At 72.9% G+C, this 17461-nt stretch carries 14 protein-coding genes; 11 read left to right on the forward strand and 3 right to left on the reverse strand.

Annotated features, from left to right (window positions below; genetic code table 11):
- The first annotated feature begins 6 nt into the window (after positions 1 to 6).
- Positions 7 to 1386, forward strand: a complete 1380-nt coding sequence (locus ACQKM2_RS03250) for a hypothetical protein (RefSeq protein WP_427705998.1) — start codon at positions 7 to 9, stop codon at positions 1384 to 1386.
- A 27-nt stretch (positions 1387 to 1413) separates the two neighbouring features.
- Entirely contained in the window at positions 1414 to 3129 is a 1716-nt protein-coding gene (locus tag ACQKM2_RS03255; protein WP_427706000.1) for a thiamine pyrophosphate-binding protein, read from the forward strand.
- A gap of 11 nt (positions 3130 to 3140) precedes the next feature.
- Here ACQKM2_RS03255 and ACQKM2_RS03260 read toward each other — a convergent pair whose 3' ends face one another.
- Positions 3141 to 5678 carry a DUF6185 family protein gene (locus tag ACQKM2_RS03260; protein ID WP_427706002.1) on the reverse strand — a complete coding sequence of 846 codons (2538 nt, stop codon included), beginning with the start codon at positions 5676 to 5678 and terminating at the stop codon, positions 3141 to 3143.
- Between the two features lie 191 nt (positions 5679 to 5869).
- Between ACQKM2_RS03260 and ACQKM2_RS03265 the strand changes: the two genes are divergently transcribed.
- The 4 genes from ACQKM2_RS03265 to ACQKM2_RS03280 all read left to right on the forward strand — a co-directional run bounded on the left by ACQKM2_RS03265 (position 5870) and on the right by ACQKM2_RS03280 (position 9275).
- Positions 5870 to 6250, forward strand: coding sequence for a hypothetical protein (locus ACQKM2_RS03265; protein ID WP_427706004.1), 381 nt, complete (start codon positions 5870 to 5872; stop codon positions 6248 to 6250).
- Between the two features lie 72 nt (positions 6251 to 6322).
- Complete coding sequence (locus tag ACQKM2_RS03270; protein WP_427706006.1) at positions 6323 to 6949, forward strand: HalD/BesD family halogenase; 627 nt, start codon at positions 6323 to 6325, stop codon at positions 6947 to 6949.
- A gap of 207 nt (positions 6950 to 7156) precedes the next feature.
- A complete protein-coding gene (locus ACQKM2_RS03275; RefSeq protein WP_427706008.1) occupies positions 7157 to 7879 on the forward strand; it encodes a DUF4142 domain-containing protein in 723 nt (240 codons plus the stop codon).
- A gap of 4 nt (positions 7880 to 7883) precedes the next feature.
- Positions 7884 to 9275, forward strand: a complete 1392-nt coding sequence (locus tag ACQKM2_RS03280; protein WP_427706010.1) for a DUF1996 domain-containing protein — start codon at positions 7884 to 7886, stop codon at positions 9273 to 9275.
- A gap of 87 nt (positions 9276 to 9362) precedes the next feature.
- On the opposite strand, the gene ACQKM2_RS03285 is transcribed toward ACQKM2_RS03280, so the two are convergent.
- Positions 9363 to 10634, reverse strand: a complete 1272-nt coding sequence (locus ACQKM2_RS03285) for a PucR family transcriptional regulator (protein WP_427706012.1) — start codon at positions 10632 to 10634, stop codon at positions 9363 to 9365.
- 455 nt (positions 10635 to 11089) lie between these two features.
- Between ACQKM2_RS03285 and ACQKM2_RS03290 the strand changes: the two genes are divergently transcribed.
- The 5 genes from ACQKM2_RS03290 to ACQKM2_RS03310 all read left to right on the forward strand — a co-directional run bounded on the left by ACQKM2_RS03290 (position 11090) and on the right by ACQKM2_RS03310 (position 17022).
- A complete protein-coding gene (locus ACQKM2_RS03290) occupies positions 11090 to 12079 on the forward strand; it encodes a hypothetical protein (RefSeq protein WP_427706014.1) in 990 nt (329 codons plus the stop codon).
- Complete coding sequence (locus ACQKM2_RS03295) at positions 12076 to 13527, forward strand: NADH-ubiquinone oxidoreductase-F iron-sulfur binding region domain-containing protein (protein WP_427706016.1); 1452 nt, start codon at positions 12076 to 12078, stop codon at positions 13525 to 13527. Before ACQKM2_RS03290 ends, ACQKM2_RS03295 begins: the two co-directional genes overlap by 4 nt.
- A 163-nt stretch (positions 13528 to 13690) precedes the next feature.
- Positions 13691 to 14728 carry an SCO0930 family lipoprotein gene (locus ACQKM2_RS03300; RefSeq protein WP_427706291.1) on the forward strand — a complete coding sequence of 346 codons (1038 nt, stop codon included), beginning with the start codon at positions 13691 to 13693 and terminating at the stop codon, positions 14726 to 14728.
- Positions 14729 to 14828: 100 nt separating this feature from the next.
- A complete protein-coding gene (locus ACQKM2_RS03305; RefSeq protein ID WP_427706018.1) occupies positions 14829 to 15275 on the forward strand; it encodes a hypothetical protein in 447 nt (148 codons plus the stop codon).
- Between the two features lie 178 nt (positions 15276 to 15453).
- Positions 15454 to 17022, forward strand: a complete 1569-nt coding sequence (locus ACQKM2_RS03310) for an alpha/beta hydrolase (RefSeq protein ID WP_427706020.1) — start codon at positions 15454 to 15456, stop codon at positions 17020 to 17022.
- A 25-nt stretch (positions 17023 to 17047) separates the two neighbouring features.
- Here ACQKM2_RS03310 and ACQKM2_RS03315 read toward each other — a convergent pair whose 3' ends face one another.
- Positions 17048 to 17461 carry a PaaI family thioesterase gene (locus ACQKM2_RS03315; protein WP_427706022.1) on the reverse strand — a complete coding sequence of 138 codons (414 nt, stop codon included), beginning with the start codon at positions 17459 to 17461 and terminating at the stop codon, positions 17048 to 17050.

Below are 17461 nucleotides of genomic sequence, written 5' to 3' on the forward strand. Positions count from 1 at the left end.
GGGGACGTGTCCGTACCCGAAGGCACCGGCCGCCGCCACCCCGGCCTGGAGGAGCTGCTCGCCCGCCCGCTGCTGCGGACGGTCTTCGGCCGGCGCACCCACCGGGTCAGCCGGGGTGCCTCCGTGCCAGCCGGGTCGATGAGCTACAGCTCCCCGCACCGGCCTCGGCCGCTGGACGAGCTGGAGGAGGCGGTGCTGATCGCCCTCACCGGCTCCTCGGGGCTCACCATGCCCGACCGCCCGTTCGAGGACCCGCGCGACCACAAGCCGATCATGGCGAAGCCGAACCTGAACATGACCGGGCGCACCGCCGGCAGCCCCGACAACGCGCAGGCCACCCACTTCTTCATGATCAACGACAGCGGCACGTACTACCTGCGCAAGCTGCCGCCCGCCCCGGGGGCGGCCTTCGACCCGGACACCCTGGTCGAGCGGGCCCGCACGGCCAAGGTACGGGTGCTCGACCACCGGCTGGACGTCGCCGAGGGGATGCGCGACTTCCCCGCCTACCTCGACTCCAACCGGTTCCTGTCCAACCTGCCGGGCACCACCCTGTTCCTGCCGGTGGTGGACCTCTCCCACCAGTACGTCAACGCCCTGATGTACCTGCTCACCCAGCCCGACGGGGCCCGCCCCACCCTCGTCGACGACCGCAACTTCTACCGCCCGGCCGGGGTCCGCAAGTGGATCGGCAACGGCTTCCTCAACCCGGACATCAAGATGCCCCTCGGCGCCCTGGGGCCGATGCGGACCCAGATCGAGGCCGACCTGCTGCTGCAGAACATGATGCTGGTCGCCGACGCGATGGGGCTCGGCGCCTGGATCCACGCCACGATCAGCCCGCAGATCATGCTCGGCGACCCGAAGTTCTCCCGCGCCTACGGCCGGATGCTGGGCTTCGACTTCGTCACCCCGAGGTTCCGTCCCCTCGATCTGCTGCGCTGGCAGGTGCCGCTGCCGAAGTACGCGGCCCTGCGCGCCCACCCGGTGGGACTGCGGTCCGGCGGCGAACACCTCATCAAGGCCGCCTGCCCGCCGCACTACCCGTCGATGCGCGAGGCCGTCGACTCCGTCGTCCGCTCCAAGTTCGGCGAGGACGGCATCTACGCGGACAAGGAGCTCTTCGGCCGCGTCTACAAGGACGACTACGCGGGGCGCTACCTCGCCGAGGCGAGCGAGTACGACCGCCAGGTCGTCGACTGCGCACGGGACATCTGCGTGTACATCCACGAGACCCACGGCCGGTTCCCCGCGCACACCGATGCCGTCCACGTGCCCGGCGTCTGGCTCCAGGCGCACCACGTCGAATCCGAGTACTACGACCGGTTCTTCCGGGACGGCCTGACCGACGCGCACCGCCGGCACGGCGCGCACTGGGACGCGTAGGGAACACGCAGAGAGCGGGGCGAGGCGATGAGGGTCTACGAGGCCGTCGTCAAGGGGCTGGAGGGCATCGGGGTGCGGGCGGCCTTCGGCGGTGCCGGGGAGAACGCGGCCGGACTGATGCTGGCGCTGAAGCACTCGAAGCTGATCCGGCCCGTCATCACGCGCCACGAGCAGGCCGCTTCGTTCATGGCCTGCGGCTACGCCATGTACACGAACCGGCTCGGCTTCTGCTTCGCGACGGCCGGTCCGGGCGCGTTCAACCTGTTCTCGGGGCTGGCCGTGGCCATGTCCGACTCCTATCCCGTGCTCGCCGTCTCGGGGTACGCGTCGATGGAATGGCGCGGCTGGGGCTCGCTCAACGAGACCTCGGGCCTGAACCGCACGCCCGACTCCCAGGCCATGTTCGCCGCGACGACCAAGAAGTCCTTCCTGCTCACCGACCCGGACGACACCTGCGACGTCCTGGAGGAGGCGGTGAACACCGCCTTCGAGGGCAGGCCCGGACCGGTGCACATCCACGTGCCCGAGAACCTCACCCACCGGGGCGTCGAGGTACGCGCCTTCCGGCCGGTCAGGCTCGACGTGGCGCCGGTGCTGCCCGACCCCGCGCGGGTCGAGGAGATCGCGGACGTACTGGCGGACGCCCTCGCGCACGGTCGGCGGATCGTCGCGCTCGTCGGCTTCGGCGCGGTGCGCAGCGGGGCGGGGCCCGAGGTCAAGCGGCTGATCGAACGCTTCCGGATCCCGCTGCTCACCACCCTGGACGGCAAGGGCATCGTCTCCGAGGGGCATCCGCTGTCGGTCGGCGTCTTCGCGGACAGCGGCCACTCCAGCGCGTGGAAGGCCTTCCGCGAGGCGGACGTGGTGCTGTGCGTCGGCAACTCCCTCAACCAGCACGCGACGTTCAACTACCGCCCGGACCTCTTCGAGGGCAAGGTGCTCATCCACGTGAACATCTCCGAGGGCGAGTTCCGCAAGGCCTATCCGCCCGACCACGCGCTGCTGTCCGACGCGCGTCCGGCGGTCGCCGCGCTGACCGAGGCGCTGGAGCGGAGGGTGGGCGAGGTCCCGCCGGTGGAGGTCGAGGGCCGGGACTACGAGGCGCGGCACATCACGCACCTGACGGGTGGGATCCACCCGGGGCAGCTCGCGCAGTCGATCGGCCGGATGCTGCCGCCGCGGGGGGTGCTGCTCGCCGACGCGGGGGCCCATCTGGCGTGGCTGGGGTACTACGTGGAGCTGGAGGAGGGGCAGAACTTCCGCAAGGCCGGCTCCTTCGGGCCGATGGCCGGGCACGTCAACGGGGCCATCGGCCTGAAGGTCGCCCATCCGGACCGGACGGTGGTCGTGGGCTGCGGCGACGGCTGCTACTCGCTGTCCGGCTTCGAGCTGATGACGGCGGTGGAGAACGAGATCCCGGTCATCTGGGTCGTCTTCAACGACGGGCAGTTCAAGCTGATCAAGCTCTTCCAGCTGGTCACGTACGGGGAGTCGGCGCTGGTCGAGTTCCGCAACCCGGACTTCGCGGCGTACGCGCGCGCGTGCGGGGCGGAGGGCTACCGGGTGGAGACCCTGTCCGAGTTCGAGGAGGCCTTCCGCGCGGCCCTGGCCTCGGGCCGGCCCGCGCTGATCGACGCCCGGATCACGCGGTGGGCGGTGCCGCACTACAGCCCGTCGCCCGACGGGGTGATCGCGGGGCTGGTGGAGACGGTGGAGGAGCGGCTGCGGGGCATGGTGGACTGAGGGGGCGGGCGCTACCGGGGCCGGGACTCGCTGCTGGCCAGGCTGTGCCACACGCCCACCACGATCGCCAGCTGGGCGGCCAGGTAGGCGACCTGCGTGGACAGGCCGCGCAGCTGGTAGACGGACAGCAGCAGGCCGAGGCGGCTGGGCCAGAACCTCCTCTCCTCGCTGAAGGTCTCCATGTCCATCCAGATGCTGGTGAGCGTCAGGACCAGCAGCATGAGCGCCACGTGCAGGAAGACGTAGCCGAGGTCGGTGTCGGTGATCCGGGTGACGAAGGCGCCCACGCAGACGGGGACGGCGTAGGCGGCGGTCAGGCTCAGCGCCCGCACGGGGCTGCGGCGTCCGGGGAGGACGCGCCACAGCGCCCCCAGCACCAGGCCGGCGCCAGTCCACGCGACCTGCCACGCCAGGCACTTCGCCACGATCTCGGGGAGCCCGATGAGGTCCTGGAACGTGACCGTCCGGGTCTGGCCGTCCCTCAGGTAGCTCAGCCAGACCAGCGCGATGCTGGCCGGAAATCCGAAGCCGAAGGCCAGGCGGCACGCGCGCCAGGCGTTGTCCCACCAGTCCTTGCCGGGTCCCCAGCTGAGGGCGGTGTCCAGCACGGAGATCTGCGCCGGCGGCGGGCCCTGGCCGTCCCAGTCGTCGAACAGCCATTCCTGCAGCCGGTCGAGCTTCCCCTCCAGGTCCTCGCGTTTCAGGTCCCCCTCGCCGCGGCCCCGGTCCAGCGAGTACAGCTGGTGGTGGACGTTGCGGAACTCATGGGCCTTCGTCAGCAGGAGGTGCCTGCGCCGCTTCGTACCCAGTCGCAACAGGCGGAATTCCGGTCCGGTACGGCCCAGCACGGAGTACCGCCGGCCGATCTCGACCACGCTGTACAGGGAGCCGATCATCATCAGGAACCAGACCCCGAACAGCACGTTGGAGCCCGCGAACGTGACCTGTCTGAACCCGACGGCCAGGGCGAAGACCGATACGGTCAGCAGGAGATCGGCACCGGCCGGCCCCAGCGAGGTGGCCTCGCCCTTGCCCTCGGCCAGGGTCCGCCGCTCCTTGACCCGGATGTTCAGCAGCGCGACGAGGGCGATGCCCGACAACAGCCAGGCGTAGGCGTAGACCCAGGTGAGCGCCGAGTAGGCGAAGCCCTCCAGAAAACTCATCCGCTTTTCGCCGCGGGCGGTCCCGGACGGGTCGATGAGCCAGTAGGCGCGCCTCAGGAAGCGCTCATTCGTCCACCAGAAGGAGGAGAGCAGGGCCGCCGCGATCCCCGCCAGGAGGGCTCCCACGACCACGGTCCACCGGACCGGTGCCTCCTCCCACGCCCTGCTCCAGGACCTCAGCAACCCCCCTTTCCGCGCGAAGCACCACGCCCACGCCGCCACCGCGGCCAGCCACAACCACAGGGTGGCCAGCGCCGACAGCGCGAGCCCGACGTGACCGTGCGAGTGCACGACCGTCAGGTAGCCGAGCACGGCCGCGGCCGAGGCGAGCACGGCCACGGCCAGGAGCACGCCCGGACGGCGCGTCTCCGTCCCGCCGGCGTCCTCCGCTCCGGTCATCCCCACGGCGGGGGTCGGGGCCGCACGGCGCCACGGGCGGGCGGCGAGCAGCAGGACCGCGCCCAGCAGGAGGGCGACGAGATAGCGCCACGCCCGGACGGGCTGCGGGGGGTCCAGGACCAGCAGGCGCAGGGTCAGGGCCACCACGACGCTGAGCACGGCCCACAGCCGGACCATCCGGGCGAGGTCCTCCCAGCCCTCCGGGCCCGACGCGGCGGACGGCCCGGAAGCCTTCTCCCGCAGGGCCAGGCACACGCCCAGCACCATCACGGCCGAGGTGAACACCCACCAGGAGGCGACGCCCGCCCACCCCAGCGTCCACCACCTCTCGCCCACGTTGAAGGAGCGCTGCCAGGGCGGATCGACGTAGACCTGTACCCAGACGGACTCCGGATCCGACCACACCAGGCGGACCGTGTCGGCGGACGTCACCTCGGGAAAGATGTCATGGGCTTCGAGGCCGTTCAGTTTGACCTCGATCTGCCCCCACTCGGCATTCACCAGCGCCTTGGGCGGCTGGAGGCGGACGACCCACTGCTCACCCTTCGGATCGACATCGATCCTCCACGGACCGAGCTGGAAACCACGGTTCTGTTCGATCCAGGCAGTCGCCTCGTAATCCACGGTGACCGTCTTGCCCCGCACCGTCACCACCGGATCTCGGTAGCGCCACTCCCGGCTCCGGGCCTCCTCGTCATCGTCGCGCAGCAGGCAGCGCATGGCCTCCCGGTATTCCTCGGATTCCTCGCTGCTCGCCAGGAAGTCGGCGAGGGGCCAGCCGTCCGCCGAGACACTGACCATCAGGTGCGAGGTCACCTGGGCGTAGCTTCGGTCGTGGTAGTCGAAATCGAGCCTGGCCGCCACGTTGCGCGCCTTCACCCGCTCCCGCTGGCAGGGATCGGCGACCCCGCCGTGCGCCCGCCCCGCCCCGCCGCACACCAGCACGGCCATCAGCAGGAGGATCAGGAACCCACACCGGGTTTTCACGATCGCGCCCCGTCCGCCGCATCGCCTCGTCCAGCACCCCGTCCTCGGACCCCTATCACGCGCCGGGCCCCGCCCCGCCCGGACACGCGGCCGCCCCCTCCCGCGCCCACCCGCCCGGCCGGATTGCGCGGCAGCGGTCGACGGTCCACGATGGGATCGGGGGACCCTGCCCATACCCCACGGGACGTGCCATGACCCACCCCCAGGAAGCCACCGGGCTCGAACCGCTCCCCCGCTTCGAGGAAGCCGAAGGGCTCGGACCCTCGGACGCGGCGTTCGTACGGGACCTCGTCGAAGTGCTCGACAGGCACGGGAACCTGGACCGCTTCGGCCTGTGCCTGCTCCACGACCACTTCCCGCTCGGCCCCGACGAGGTCATGGTCGAGACGAACGACCCCGCCGCGCGCACCCTCAGCGCCCGTGTGGAGAAGCGGGACCGCACCCGGCACGTCAAGCCCTCCCAGTGGCGGTTCGCACCCCACGGCACGGACCGGGCACAGGGCCCCTACCAGGTCGTCATGCTGTGCGACCCGCTCGACCTGTGCCCGGGTCGTGAGGGCCGTCACGGCTGACCCGTGCCGCCGACCGGATGGCCTTTGCGGGCCGTCCGGTCGGCGTACCGCGCCGCGGGGTAGTACCGGTTCGTGCTGCTTCTGCCTGCCGACCGCCGCGGCCTGCGCGAGCGCTTCGCCGCCGAGGGCTACGTACCGCTCCCCGGGCTCGTCCCGCCCGACCGGCTCGTGCCGCTGCGGCGCGAGATCCGGCGCCTCGAATCGATGGCGGCGCACCGGGAGCGGGGGGCGCCGCGCCCCATGACCACCCTCGGCGGGCACCTGATCGCCGAGGAGTCGGAGCTGATCCCGCGCGTCTACCACGACCCCGCGCTGATCGAGCTGGTGCGCGCGGTCTCCGAGCTGGACGCGGTGCCCGTCGCGGATCCGCTGGAACGGCACGTGATCGACATCCTGCACCGGCACGACGACGCCCACGGCGAGCACACCCACGGCCACCCGCTGGCCCTCGTGGTGTTCTCCGAGGCGCCCGGCTCGGCCCGGGACGGCGGGCTGCTCCAGTACGCGCCCCGGGGCACCGGCCTGCCGGCGGCGGCGGACGAGGTCGCGCACCGGGCCCACCACCGGCCGGGGGACGCGTACCTGCTGCGCGCCGACACCACCGCCCACCAGGTGACCGCGCTGCGCCGGACGGGGCTGCGGCGGGTCGCGCTGAACTTCGCGTACACCACGCCCGACCGGCAGCCCGCGGCAAGATAGCAGCCCCGCGAGCGCTCGCCCGGATGTTTGTCCGATGGTGATGGTCCTTCCGCGACGGCCCCGGACGGGGCACTAGCGTCCCGTGGCACCCCAGGAGTTCGGGTGCGCACCGCAGGGCGCCTGCCGCCGCTGCCGCCCCGCTCCTCCTGACGGCCCACGGAGCGAGGAGGCACTGTGCTGTCATTGCGACGGCGATCCGTCAGCGGCTTGTCGGTGGCCACGAGATACACGATCGGGAGCGGTCTGGTCATCACCGCGCTGGCCGTCACGCTCATCGCGCTGCTGATCCCCGTGTCGAAGTTCGGCGACCGGGCCTCGGCCGCCGCGGCGGGAACGGCCGCGAAGCCGGGTGTCGAGGACGACGGCGCCGGGACCATGAGCACGGCGTACGGCCCGCTGTCCGCCGCCGACCGGGACTTCGTCCGCAAGGTGCGGCTGGCCGGGCTGTGGGAGCTGCCCGCGGGGCGGCAGGCGCAGCAGCGCGGGACCCGGCCCTCGGTGCGCACCGCCGGGATGCACCTGGTGGACGGGCACACCGAGCTGGACCGGCAGGTGCTCCAGGTCGGCCAGGCCCTCGGCATGGACCTGCCCGACAAGCCGAGCGCCCAGCAGCAGGAGTGGCTGGACCAGCTGACGAACGCCTCCAACGCCGAGTACGAGCGGCTGTTCATCCAGCTGCTGCGGCGGGCGCACGGCAAGGTGTTCGCGCTGCTGGCGCAGATCCGGGCGCAGACCCGCAACTCGATGGTGCGGTCCCTGGCGACCTCGGCCAACGCCACCGTGCTGGACCACATCACGGTCCTGGAGGAGAGCGGGCTGGTCGACTTCGACTCCGTCTCCGACGCGGGCCCGGCGCCCGCCTCCCCCACCCCGGTCCGCCAGGGGGCCGCGCCCCCTCAGATGTCCGACCGACGAAACGAAGTGAAGTGATCGCATGAGTCACAAGGGCCACAGGCGCCCCCGGTTCAAGCTCCTCGCGGTGGTTTCCGCCCTGGTGCTGGGCGGTGGCGGGGTCGCCGTCGTCGCCGGCAACGCGAGTGCCGGCCAGGACGGCCGTACGGGACAGGTGACCGCCACCATCGACTGCCCGGACGTGGGCGACCGGCTCACCTCGGTCCCCGACCAGGCCAGGGGCGAGGTCGACGAGAACCTCGCCCAGCTGGACGGACAGGTGGCCGACGCCTACCGGCAGCTCGCCTCCGGGCAGGTGCAGGGCAAGTCGCAGAAGGACGCCCTCCTCGGCCGGCTGCGGGACCAGCGCGCGACGACGATCAGCAAGGTGTCCGACGCGATAGGCCGCTCCTCCGGGCGCCCGGAGGGTCTGGACAAGCTCAGCGGCTGCGAGATGAAGGAGGCGCCGGCGGCGCAGGACGAGGCGGCGCCCGACGCCGTGGCGGCCGCGGCCTCGGGTCCGGAGGCCGCGGCCCGGAGCATCGGGCAGAAGAGCGGGCCGGCCAGGAGCGACTTCGTCGACATCACCAGGGTGAAGCCGAACGTACGGACCCCCGCGCCCTCGGGGGGCGCGTCCAAGGGCTCCTTCAGCTCCGAGTGCGGCCGCAACGAGAACGGCCACTTCAACCCCGACAACGTCATCGTCGCGCCGGGCGTCTCCAACGGCGCGCACCACATGCACGACTACGTGGGCAACAAGACCACCGACGCCTTCTCCACCAACGACAGCCTCGCCGCCTCGGGGACGACCTGCGGCAACGGCGACCAGTCCACGTACTACTGGCCGGTGCTGCGGCTGCGCGACGGCCGGGCGGAGAAGGACGCCAAGGCCCCCGGCGGCGGTCAGGACGCCAACGTGGGCACGATCCTGAAGCCCAAGCAGGTGACGATCAGCTTCAAGGGCAGCCCCGTGAGCCAGGTCAAGGCGATGCCCCGGTTCCTGCGGATCATCACGGGTGACGCCAAGGCCTTCAGCAACGGCACGGCCAACGCCAACGCCTCCTGGAGCTGCACCGGCTTCGAGGACCGCCAGTTGAAGGACAAGTACCCGGTGTGCCCGAAGGGCAGCGACGTGGTGCGCACCTTCACCTTCCAGAGCTGCTGGGACGGCCGCAACACCGACAGCGCCAACCACCGCACCCACGTGGACTTCGCGGACAGGAACGGCCGCTGCAAGAAGGGCTTCACGGCCGTTCCGCAGCTGGTGCAGCGGATCACATACGGGGTCGCTCCGGGGTCGCGCATCGCGGTGGACAGCTTCCCCGAGCAGTTGCACAAGCCGGTGACCGACCACGGGGACTTCATCAACGTGATGTCGAACGGGCTGATGGCCAAGGCCGTGGGCTGCATCAACAGCGGGCGCACCTGCCGCTGACGGGACGGACGGACGGGGCGGTGGCCCGGAGCCTGAGGGCTCCGGGCCACCGCCTTCGTGTGCTCGCCGGGACGGGGAGCGCGCGGCTCACAGGCCGTTGACGCGGGCCATCCGTCCGACGACCAGGGGGGTGAAGTCGGCCGTGACCACCCGTCCGTTCCTGCGGCCGGTACGCGAGTTCTGGCGCCGGACCTGGGCCATCAGCCGGCGGCTGCGCAGGGCCATCTCCAGTTCGAAGCGGGTCCGGGGGTCGCGCAGTCCGGGCCCGAAGAGCTTCTCCAGCTGGCGCATCCGGTAGCGCACGGTCTGCGGGTGCACGCTCAGGGCCTTGGCCGCCTCCGGGGCGCCGCCGCCCTCCAGCCAGGCGAGCAGGGTGACCTCCAGCCGTTCGCTCTGGCGGGGCGTGAGGTCGGCGAGGGGCCCCAGCCAGCGGGCGGCCAGGGCGTGGGCGAGGGGTTCGTCCTGCAGCAGCAGGAGGGTCGAGAGGTGGTCGTCGACGAAGACGGCCCGGGTGTCCAGGCCGCCGCGGTGGGGCGTCAGGGTCAGCAGGCGCAGCGCCCAGCGCAGCGAGGAGGCCGTGTCGCGGGGGGCGACGGCGTGGCCGACGGCCGCGAACCGGCCGCGGAGGGGGACTTCGAGGGCGGCGCGGGCGTCGGGGTCGGGGCTGGGGAGCAGCAGGCAGGGCCGGCCGGCGAACATCCCGGCGAGGGCGTCGTCGAGGACGGCCGCCAGTTGCTGCGTCTCGCCGGGGGTGGCGAGGGCGACGGCCCGCACCGCGGGCGGGAGGGGCCAGCGGGCGGCTTCGGCGAGTTCGGCGAGGGAGCCGTCACAGGCGGTCCGGTCGTCGGTGAGGGCCCTGAAGAGCTCCTGCCTGGCACGGTCCGGCGGGGCGGCGGGCACCTGCCGGAGCGGGTGGCCGGGGGCGTGGCCGGATTCGGTGCGCTCGTGCTCGCGCGCGGGTTCGCGTACGAATTCCCGCAACGAGCCGCGCGGTTCCTCGACGCGGCCGTCGTGGCGGTCGGCGGGTTCGTGGTCCGGGTCCTCCCCGAGGTCCGGGCCGAGGCCGTCCGCGGGGTCCTGTGCGGGGTCGTCCACGGGGTCCGGACCGGGGTCGGCGCACCGCGGGTCGCGGTCGCCTTCGTCGTGGTAGCCGAGGGCGGAGAGAAGGGCCTCTTCCACCCTCAGCCTGAGCAGATCGTCATCGATGGCATCGTTGTCATCGACAAGGGCGGAAAATTCCGGAATTCCATGCAGAAGCTCCTCCACTATCTCCGCGGCGAGCGCGGGGAGTTCCCTGCGCAGGACGCGGGTCCACTCTCCGCGGGGGCGGGACCAGATGCGGTTCAGAAGTTCGCACATCGTTTCCTCGTTCTTGCCGGGGTGAGGCCTGTCCGGTGCAGGGGTGACAGGCCCGCCAGGGTTGCCGGTTTGGCCAACAGCCCTGTCTGCCAAGAGAGTTGCAGCCATCGCGTCCCCTTCTGGAGGGTTCCGGCCACTTTCGGTCCCGCGGGTTTGCCTTGTTTTTGCCGCCGGGGACGCATGGATGGCCGACGAGGCGGTGGCCTGTCGCAACCTCCACTGGAGGGGAATCTTCCGGGGTTGTTCGATGCGCTGTAGACGCGGTGCGAGAAATTATCACGTTTCGATAAATCCTGTGGAGATGCTGCGTAGCTCCACGATGCTGCTGCACTCCGGCCCCCGAGCCCCTCGGCCGGCGCGGGAATTCGCAGCGCTGCCGGCCGTCACCGTCCCCCAACCCCCGGGTGCCGAGCGCGAGGTGGACCGCTCGGAGCCCGGGTGCTCAGGAGAACCGCATGCCCCTGCCCCAGCCGCACATACCCCGCTCCCACAGGGCACGACGCAGGAGTCGCCACGCGGCCGAGGCCGCCGCGGCTCCGGCCGCCGGGCGGCGGGCCGTCCGGCGGCCCTCACTGCTGCCCTCGACGGGAAGGCTGCGCCCCAGCGCCCTGTGCGCCGCCGGCGCGGCCCTCGTCTCGCTCCTCGTGGCGGCCCGCGCGGGCGCCCTGACCCGCCTGTGGGAGTTCCTCGACTTCGGCGCGGGCGTGCTCTCGCTCGTCTGCCTGACCTCCACCGTCCTGTGGGGGCTGGTGGCCACCGACCGGGTGCTGCTCGGGTCGGGCCACCGCCTGCTGGCCCAGGGCGTGCACCGGGGCCTCGCCGTGGCCGGGCTGGGCTTCCTCGGCCTGCACATCTGGGTCAAGGTGGCCGGGAAACAGGCCGACGCCGCTGCCGCCGCGGTGCCGTTCGCGGACACCGGCCGACCCGTCGTCATCGGCCTGGGCACCCTGGCCGGATATCTCTTCGTGGCCGTGGCGGCCTCGGGAGCCCTGCGTAGTGTGTTCGCCACCAAAAGCCGCTCCCTGTGGTGGCGGGCCCTGCACATCGGCGCCTACCCGGCGTGGGGCGCGTCGCTGCTGCACGGGCTGAAGGCCGGCCGCGCCGCCGACACCTGGGTGACGGCGGCCTACGGGCTGTGCCTGGCCGGGGTCATCGCCCTGCTCGCCTTCCGGCTCCGGGCCCGCGGGCTGGGCGCCGCCCCGCAGCCGTCCCTCCCGCAGAGCACCGGCGCCGGGGACGCGCCCGCCCAACCCGCGCGCGTACGGCCGTTCTTCATCCAGGACGTGCCGCTGGCGGACCTGCTGGTGCGGCCCCGCAGGAGCGCGCCCCCCGGGCCCGCGGCAGGGCCGCCGCGGGCCGGCCGCGCGCCCTACGCGGCCGCCTCCGCGGGCCCGGGCGCCGACCGGCGGTCCGGGCCGCTCGGCGACGGGGAGCGGTGGCCGTGAGCGGACCCGCGCGCCCCGGCCTCGGCTGCGTGGGCACCCCCCGGCTGCTGGCCGGGCTCGACCGGGACCCGCGGCTCGACCGCGAGGCCCATCTGGCGGCGCACGGCCCGCTGCCGCGCTACGCCTCCGAGGAACTCGTGGACCTGGCGGCCGACATCGACCTGCGGGGACGCGGCGGCGCCGGTTTCCCCTTCGCCCGGAAGCTGCGGGCCGTCATCGCCTCCGCCCGGGAGCGCGAGGGACCGACGGCCGTGGTGGTCAACGGCAGTGAGGGGGAGCCGAGTTGCCTCAAGGACAAGGCGCTGCTGCTGCACGCCCCGCACCTGGTGCTCGACGGCGCCCTGCTGGCCGCCGCCGCGGTCGGCGCGGAGGAGGTGGTGGTGGCCGTCACCCGGGCGGACGTGGAGCGCTCGGTACGGGACGCCGTGGCGGAACGGGGGCCGGGCGGCCGCCGGGTGCGCGTGGCACGGCTGCCCGAGCGCTTCGTGACCGGCGAGGGGACCGCCATGGTGGGCGGGCTGAACGGGGGCGCGGCGCTGCCGTCCGGCCGGCGGGTGCGGACCAGCGAACGGGGGCTGGGCGGGGTGCCGACGCTGCTGTCGAACACCGAGACCTACGCGCAGCTCGCCGTCGCCGCCCGGATGGGCGCCCCCGACTACCGGGCGGCGGGCCTGCCCTCCGAGCCGGGCACGGTGCTGCTGACCGTCGCCGGGCAGACGGTGGTCGAGACCCCGACGGGGACCTCGCTGGCGTACATCCTCGACCTGTGCGGCACGCGTACCGGTCAGGGCGTACTCGTCGGCGGGTACCACGGCCGCTGGCTGGATCCGGGGGCGGCCCGCTCGGCGGACGTGTCCCGGGGGTCGCTGTCCGCCTTCGGCGCGGTGCTGGGGGCGGGGGCGGTGCTGCCGCTGCCCGAGGACACCTGTCCGGCCGGCGAGGTCGCGCGGGTGACGCGGTGGATGGCGAAGGAGTCGGCCGGGCAGTGCGGACCCTGCGTACGGGGCCTGCCCGGACTGGCCGACGTACTGGAGGACGCCGTCCGGGGAGGCGGCCGCGGCGCCCTCGACGCGGTGGAGGCACGGCTGCGGGCCGTCCGGGGGCGGGGTGCGTGCAGCCATCCCGACGGCACCTCGCACTTCGTGGCCTCCGCGCTCGCCGCGTTCCCCGAGGAGTTCCGCGACCACGCCCTCGGCAGCGGCTGCGGGCGGCGGATCGTGGGGGCGCTGCCGCTGCCGCAGGACGAGAGCCCGCCGGAGCGGCTGGTGGTGGACTGGACCCTGTGCAAGGGGCACGGGCTGTGCGTGGACGTCCTGCCCGACGTCGTACGGCTCGACGCGGACGGCTTCCCGGCGCAGGCGTCCATGCCGGTGCCGGGCCACCTGCGGCCCAAGGCGCTGCGCGCGGTGCGCCGCTGCCCGGCCCTGGCGCTGCGCATCCAGGAATGACGGGAATGAGCGGGCGCACGAGTGCGGGACGCCTGCGAGTTCATTCTTGGCGCGATCTGACAAATTCCCGTGGATATCCGCTCCGGCCGTCGTTCCCGCCGTATCAATGAACACAGGCAAAGAGCACGACGGCACCGAATCCCAAGGAGAGATCGTGAAGACAATGCGCCGGGAGATAATCGCCGGGTCGGCGGTCGCGGTATTGCTGCTGACGGCCGGTTGCGGTGCCGCCGAAAAACCCTCCTCGAAGGCGGACGCGGTCCAGCCGGCGGGCTCCGGGAAGCAGCTCGGCGCATACGGCTCGGACGGGGGTTCGGGATACGGGGCGGGATCCGGATCGGGTTACGGCGAGGGCTCCGGCGCGAATCCGGCCGGCGGCGGGGGGCAGAGCGGGCCGGCCGGAAAGCTCCAGGTGCGGGAGATGGCGAACGTGGGCTCCGGGGTCGCCGACGGCGACGGGTTCACGCTCTACCGCTTCGACAAGGACACCGCGAAGCCGCCCAAGTCCAACTGCGAGGGCGACTGCGCCAAGGCGTGGCCGGTGGTCCCGGCGGACGACGCCTCGGCGGGGGCCGGCGTCGACGCGGCCCTGCTCGGTTCGGTCACCCGGGCCGACGGCAGCAAGCAGCTGACGGTCGGGGGCTGGCCGGTGTACCGCTACGCCAAGGACACCAAGGCGGGCGACGCCCTCGGCGAGGGCGTCGGCGGCACCTGGCACGTCCTGGGACCCGACGGGAAACCGGCCGGCGCCGGAAAGGGAGCGGCGCCGGGAACGGGAACGGAAATGCAGGGCGGCGGAATGGAACAGGGGGGCGGAGCGAAGGAAGGGAAGCAGGAGGCGGCGAAGGTCGCGCTTTCGGTGAGGAAGGACGCCAGGCTCGGAAACATCGTCCAGAACGCGGAGGGCTGGACCCTCTACCGCTTCGACAAGGACAGCGCCTGGCCGATGAAGATCGGCTGCGTGGATTCCTGCACGGACACCTGGAAGCCCGCCCCGCTCGTCGACAAGACCCAGGTGTCGGGAATCGACCCCAAACTGATCGGCTCGGTGAAAAGGCCCGACGGCAGCGAGCAGCTGACCATCGACTGCTGGCCGGTCTACACGTTCACCGGTGACAAGGCCCCCGGTGACGTCAACGGGCAGGGCAAGCAGAACCTCTGGTGGGCCGTCACCGACAAGGGGAAGAAGGCGGCCGGCTGACCCGGCCGCACCACCCATGAGCCGTGGTGCCCGGTCCCCCTCCCCTCCCCGCCGGGCACCACACCCCCTTCTCCCTCCGATCGCTTCCAGTGAGGTCGCCATGCCCCCGTCCGACCGCCCGACCCGCCGCCTCCTCGCGGCCGGTGCCGCGCTGTGCGGTGCGCTGCTGGCCGGCGGCTGTGCCGCGGAACCGTCCGCGCAGCCCGCGGCGGCGGCCCACGCGGCCCACGCGGGCCGGGGCCCGGCCGCCGGGACCGCCACGGTGGAGGAGCTCGCCTCCGCCCTGGGCTGCACCGCCGAGTCGATCACCGAGGCCGACGAACTGCGCCAGGGGGCGTGCACGACCGGACAGGGCGCCTACCGCCTGACCACCTTCGCCGCCGAGGAGGGCCTGCGTTCCTGGCTGGCGGAGACCCGGGTGTACGGCGGGGTCTACCTGGTGGGGAACCGGTGGGTGGTCACCGCCCCGTCGCCCGAGGCCCTGACCGCGCTCCGCGAACGCCTCGGCGGCACCTTGGAGTCGGGCGAGGAGCACGGCGGGCACTGACTCCGCGACGGCTCGCGGGCTTCCGCAACAGGCGCGGCGCGTCGGCCAGTTGTCCGGATTTTCCTCATTCGCGAGTTGCACGGAAGAGTGCGGGAGCCGCCCTGAGGGATGATTCGCCCCACCGCCCGCGTGCTCCAAGGTGGCACGGACCGCCCCTCTCCGAAAGGAACGGCTCTCCGTGCGCATGAAACGCCTCGTGCCCCTGCTCGCCACCGCCGGACTCCTCGCGACCTCCCTCCCCCTGCTCGCCGCCACCCAGGCGGCGGCCGCCCCGGCTCCCTCCGACTACCAGCCGCAGCAGCCCGCCTGGCACCGCTGCAGCCCGGACCAGCCGGCCGCGTACGAGTGCGCGACGGTCAAGGTGCCGCTCGACTACCAGCGCCCCCGCGGCAGGAGCATCGACCTCGCCATATCCCGGATCAAGAGCCCGGACCCGGCCAAGCGGCACGGGGTCATGCTGCTCAACCCGGGCGGGCCCGGCGGCTCGGGGCTGGACCTGCCGCTGATGATGGACGGGGCCATGCCGAAGGAGGTCAGGGAGCGGTACGACCTGATCGGCTTCGATCCGCGCGGCGTCGGGGGCAGCAGCCCGATCAGCTGCGGACTGACCGAGGCGGAGCAGAACTTCGACCGCGCGTACCGCCCCGAGACCTTCCCCTCCGACGTCGCCTGGGCGCGCACCGTCGCGGACAAGTGCCGGGAGAAGGCCGGCGCGGTCCTCCCCCACATCACCACCCGCAACACGGCCCGCGACATGGACTCGATCCGCGCGGCCCTGGGCGAGCGGAAGATCTCCTACGTGGGCTACTCGTACGGGACCTACCTCGGCGCGGTCTACACCCAGATGTTCCCGTCCCGTACCGACCGCTTCGTGCTCGACAGCGGGGTCGACCCGCAGCGGCTCTGGCGCGGGATGATCCAGGTGTGGGCCACGGAGGCCGAGCCGGCCTTCGCCCGGTGGACGCGGTGGACGGCGGAGCGCGACGGCGAGTACCGGCTCGGTGCGACGCCGCAGGCGGTGTCGGCGACGTTCTGGGGGCTGGTTGCCCGGGCCGACCGCGAGCCGATCGAGTTCCAGGGGACGAAGCTGACGGGCGATGACATCCGCTCCGCGCGCGCCCTGTTCTTCTACCCGCAGCAGGCCGCGCCGCTCGTCGCCGCGCTAAAGGCGGCCGCCGAGGGCACTCCGCAGCCCGCGGGCGCGGCCCTGCCGGACCTGAAGGAGCTGCTGCGCGCCCCGGCGCCGGCCTCCGACAACGGCACGGCCGTGTTCTGGTCCGTGGTGTGCGGGGACACCGGCGCCTGGCCGCGCGATCCCGGCCAGTACGCGCGGGACGCGGCGCGGGACAAGGCGCGCTACCCGCTGTACGGGGACATCGCCTCCAACATCAAGCCCTGCGCCTTCTGGCAGCGGCCCGTCGAGGCGGCCACCCCGATGAAGACCCGGGCGGACGTGCTGACCGTGCAGAACGAGTGGGACTCGCAGACCCCTCTGGTGAGCGGGCAGGGCCTGCACCGGTCCCTGAAGGGCTCGCGGATGGTGCTCGCGCTGGGCGGGGAGGGCCACGGCGTGTACCTGGCCGACCCGAACTCCTGCGCCAACGCCCCGGTCAACTCCTACCTGGCCACGGGCCGGCTGCCCGACCGCGACGTGACCTGCACGGCGGCTCCGGCCCCGGCCCAGCGGCAGGACGTGCTGCCTGCGCCGAAGCCGCTGCCGCTCCCGGCCGGCCCGCGGCGGTTCTGACGCCGCCGGGCCGGTCGCAGCCGGTTCAGCCGAGCAGGGCGTAGACCGTGGAGGCCTTCGCCGCCGGCTCCACGGCCCCTTCGGGGGTCATGGCGACGTCGGCGAAGGCCATGCGCTTGCCCAGTTTGGTGACGCGTACGTCGATCAGCACGTCGGCGGCGACGACCGGACGCTGGAAGCTCGTCGACTGCTGGACGGTGGTCATCGGCCCGTACGCCCCGCGCGCGGCGGAGATCGCGATGACGGTGGCGGTGTCCGCGGCGGCCATCAGGGCCTGGCCCGACAGGCCGCCGCCGTCGCGGGCCAGTGAGTCCGACCAGGGCAGCCGCAGGACGGCGTGCCGCTCGCCGGTCTCCTCGACGGTGAGGCCGAGGGCCAGCACCCAGGGGGCGAAGTTGTCGGAGAGGATCTTGTCCGCGTCTGCCGGTGTCAACGTCAC

It is taken from the genome of Streptomyces sp. NPDC004126, from assembly GCF_050275515.1.
Taxonomy (GTDB): Bacteria; Actinomycetota; Actinomycetes; order Streptomycetales; family Streptomycetaceae; genus Streptomyces.

What these genes read in the sequence shown, in the direction of transcription:
- ACQKM2_RS03285 (WP_427706012.1), bottom strand. Translation starts at nt 10,634, where the DNA reads ATGTGCGAACTTCTGAACCGCATCTGGTCCCGCCCCCGCGGAGAGTGG.
- ACQKM2_RS03280 (WP_427706010.1), top strand. Translation starts at nt 7,884, where the DNA reads ATGAGTCACAAGGGCCACAGGCGCCCCCGGTTCAAGCTCCTCGCGGTG.
- ACQKM2_RS03300 (WP_427706291.1), top strand. Translation starts at nt 13,691, where the DNA reads ATGCGCCGGGAGATAATCGCCGGGTCGGCGGTCGCGGTATTGCTGCTG.
- ACQKM2_RS03255 (WP_427706000.1), top strand. Translation starts at nt 1,414, where the DNA reads ATGAGGGTCTACGAGGCCGTCGTCAAGGGGCTGGAGGGCATCGGGGTG.
- ACQKM2_RS03305 (WP_427706018.1), top strand. Translation starts at nt 14,829, where the DNA reads ATGCCCCCGTCCGACCGCCCGACCCGCCGCCTCCTCGCGGCCGGTGCC.
- ACQKM2_RS03290 (WP_427706014.1), top strand. Translation starts at nt 11,090, where the DNA reads ATGCCCCTGCCCCAGCCGCACATACCCCGCTCCCACAGGGCACGACGC.
- ACQKM2_RS03265 (WP_427706004.1), top strand. Translation starts at nt 5,870, where the DNA reads ATGACCCACCCCCAGGAAGCCACCGGGCTCGAACCGCTCCCCCGCTTC.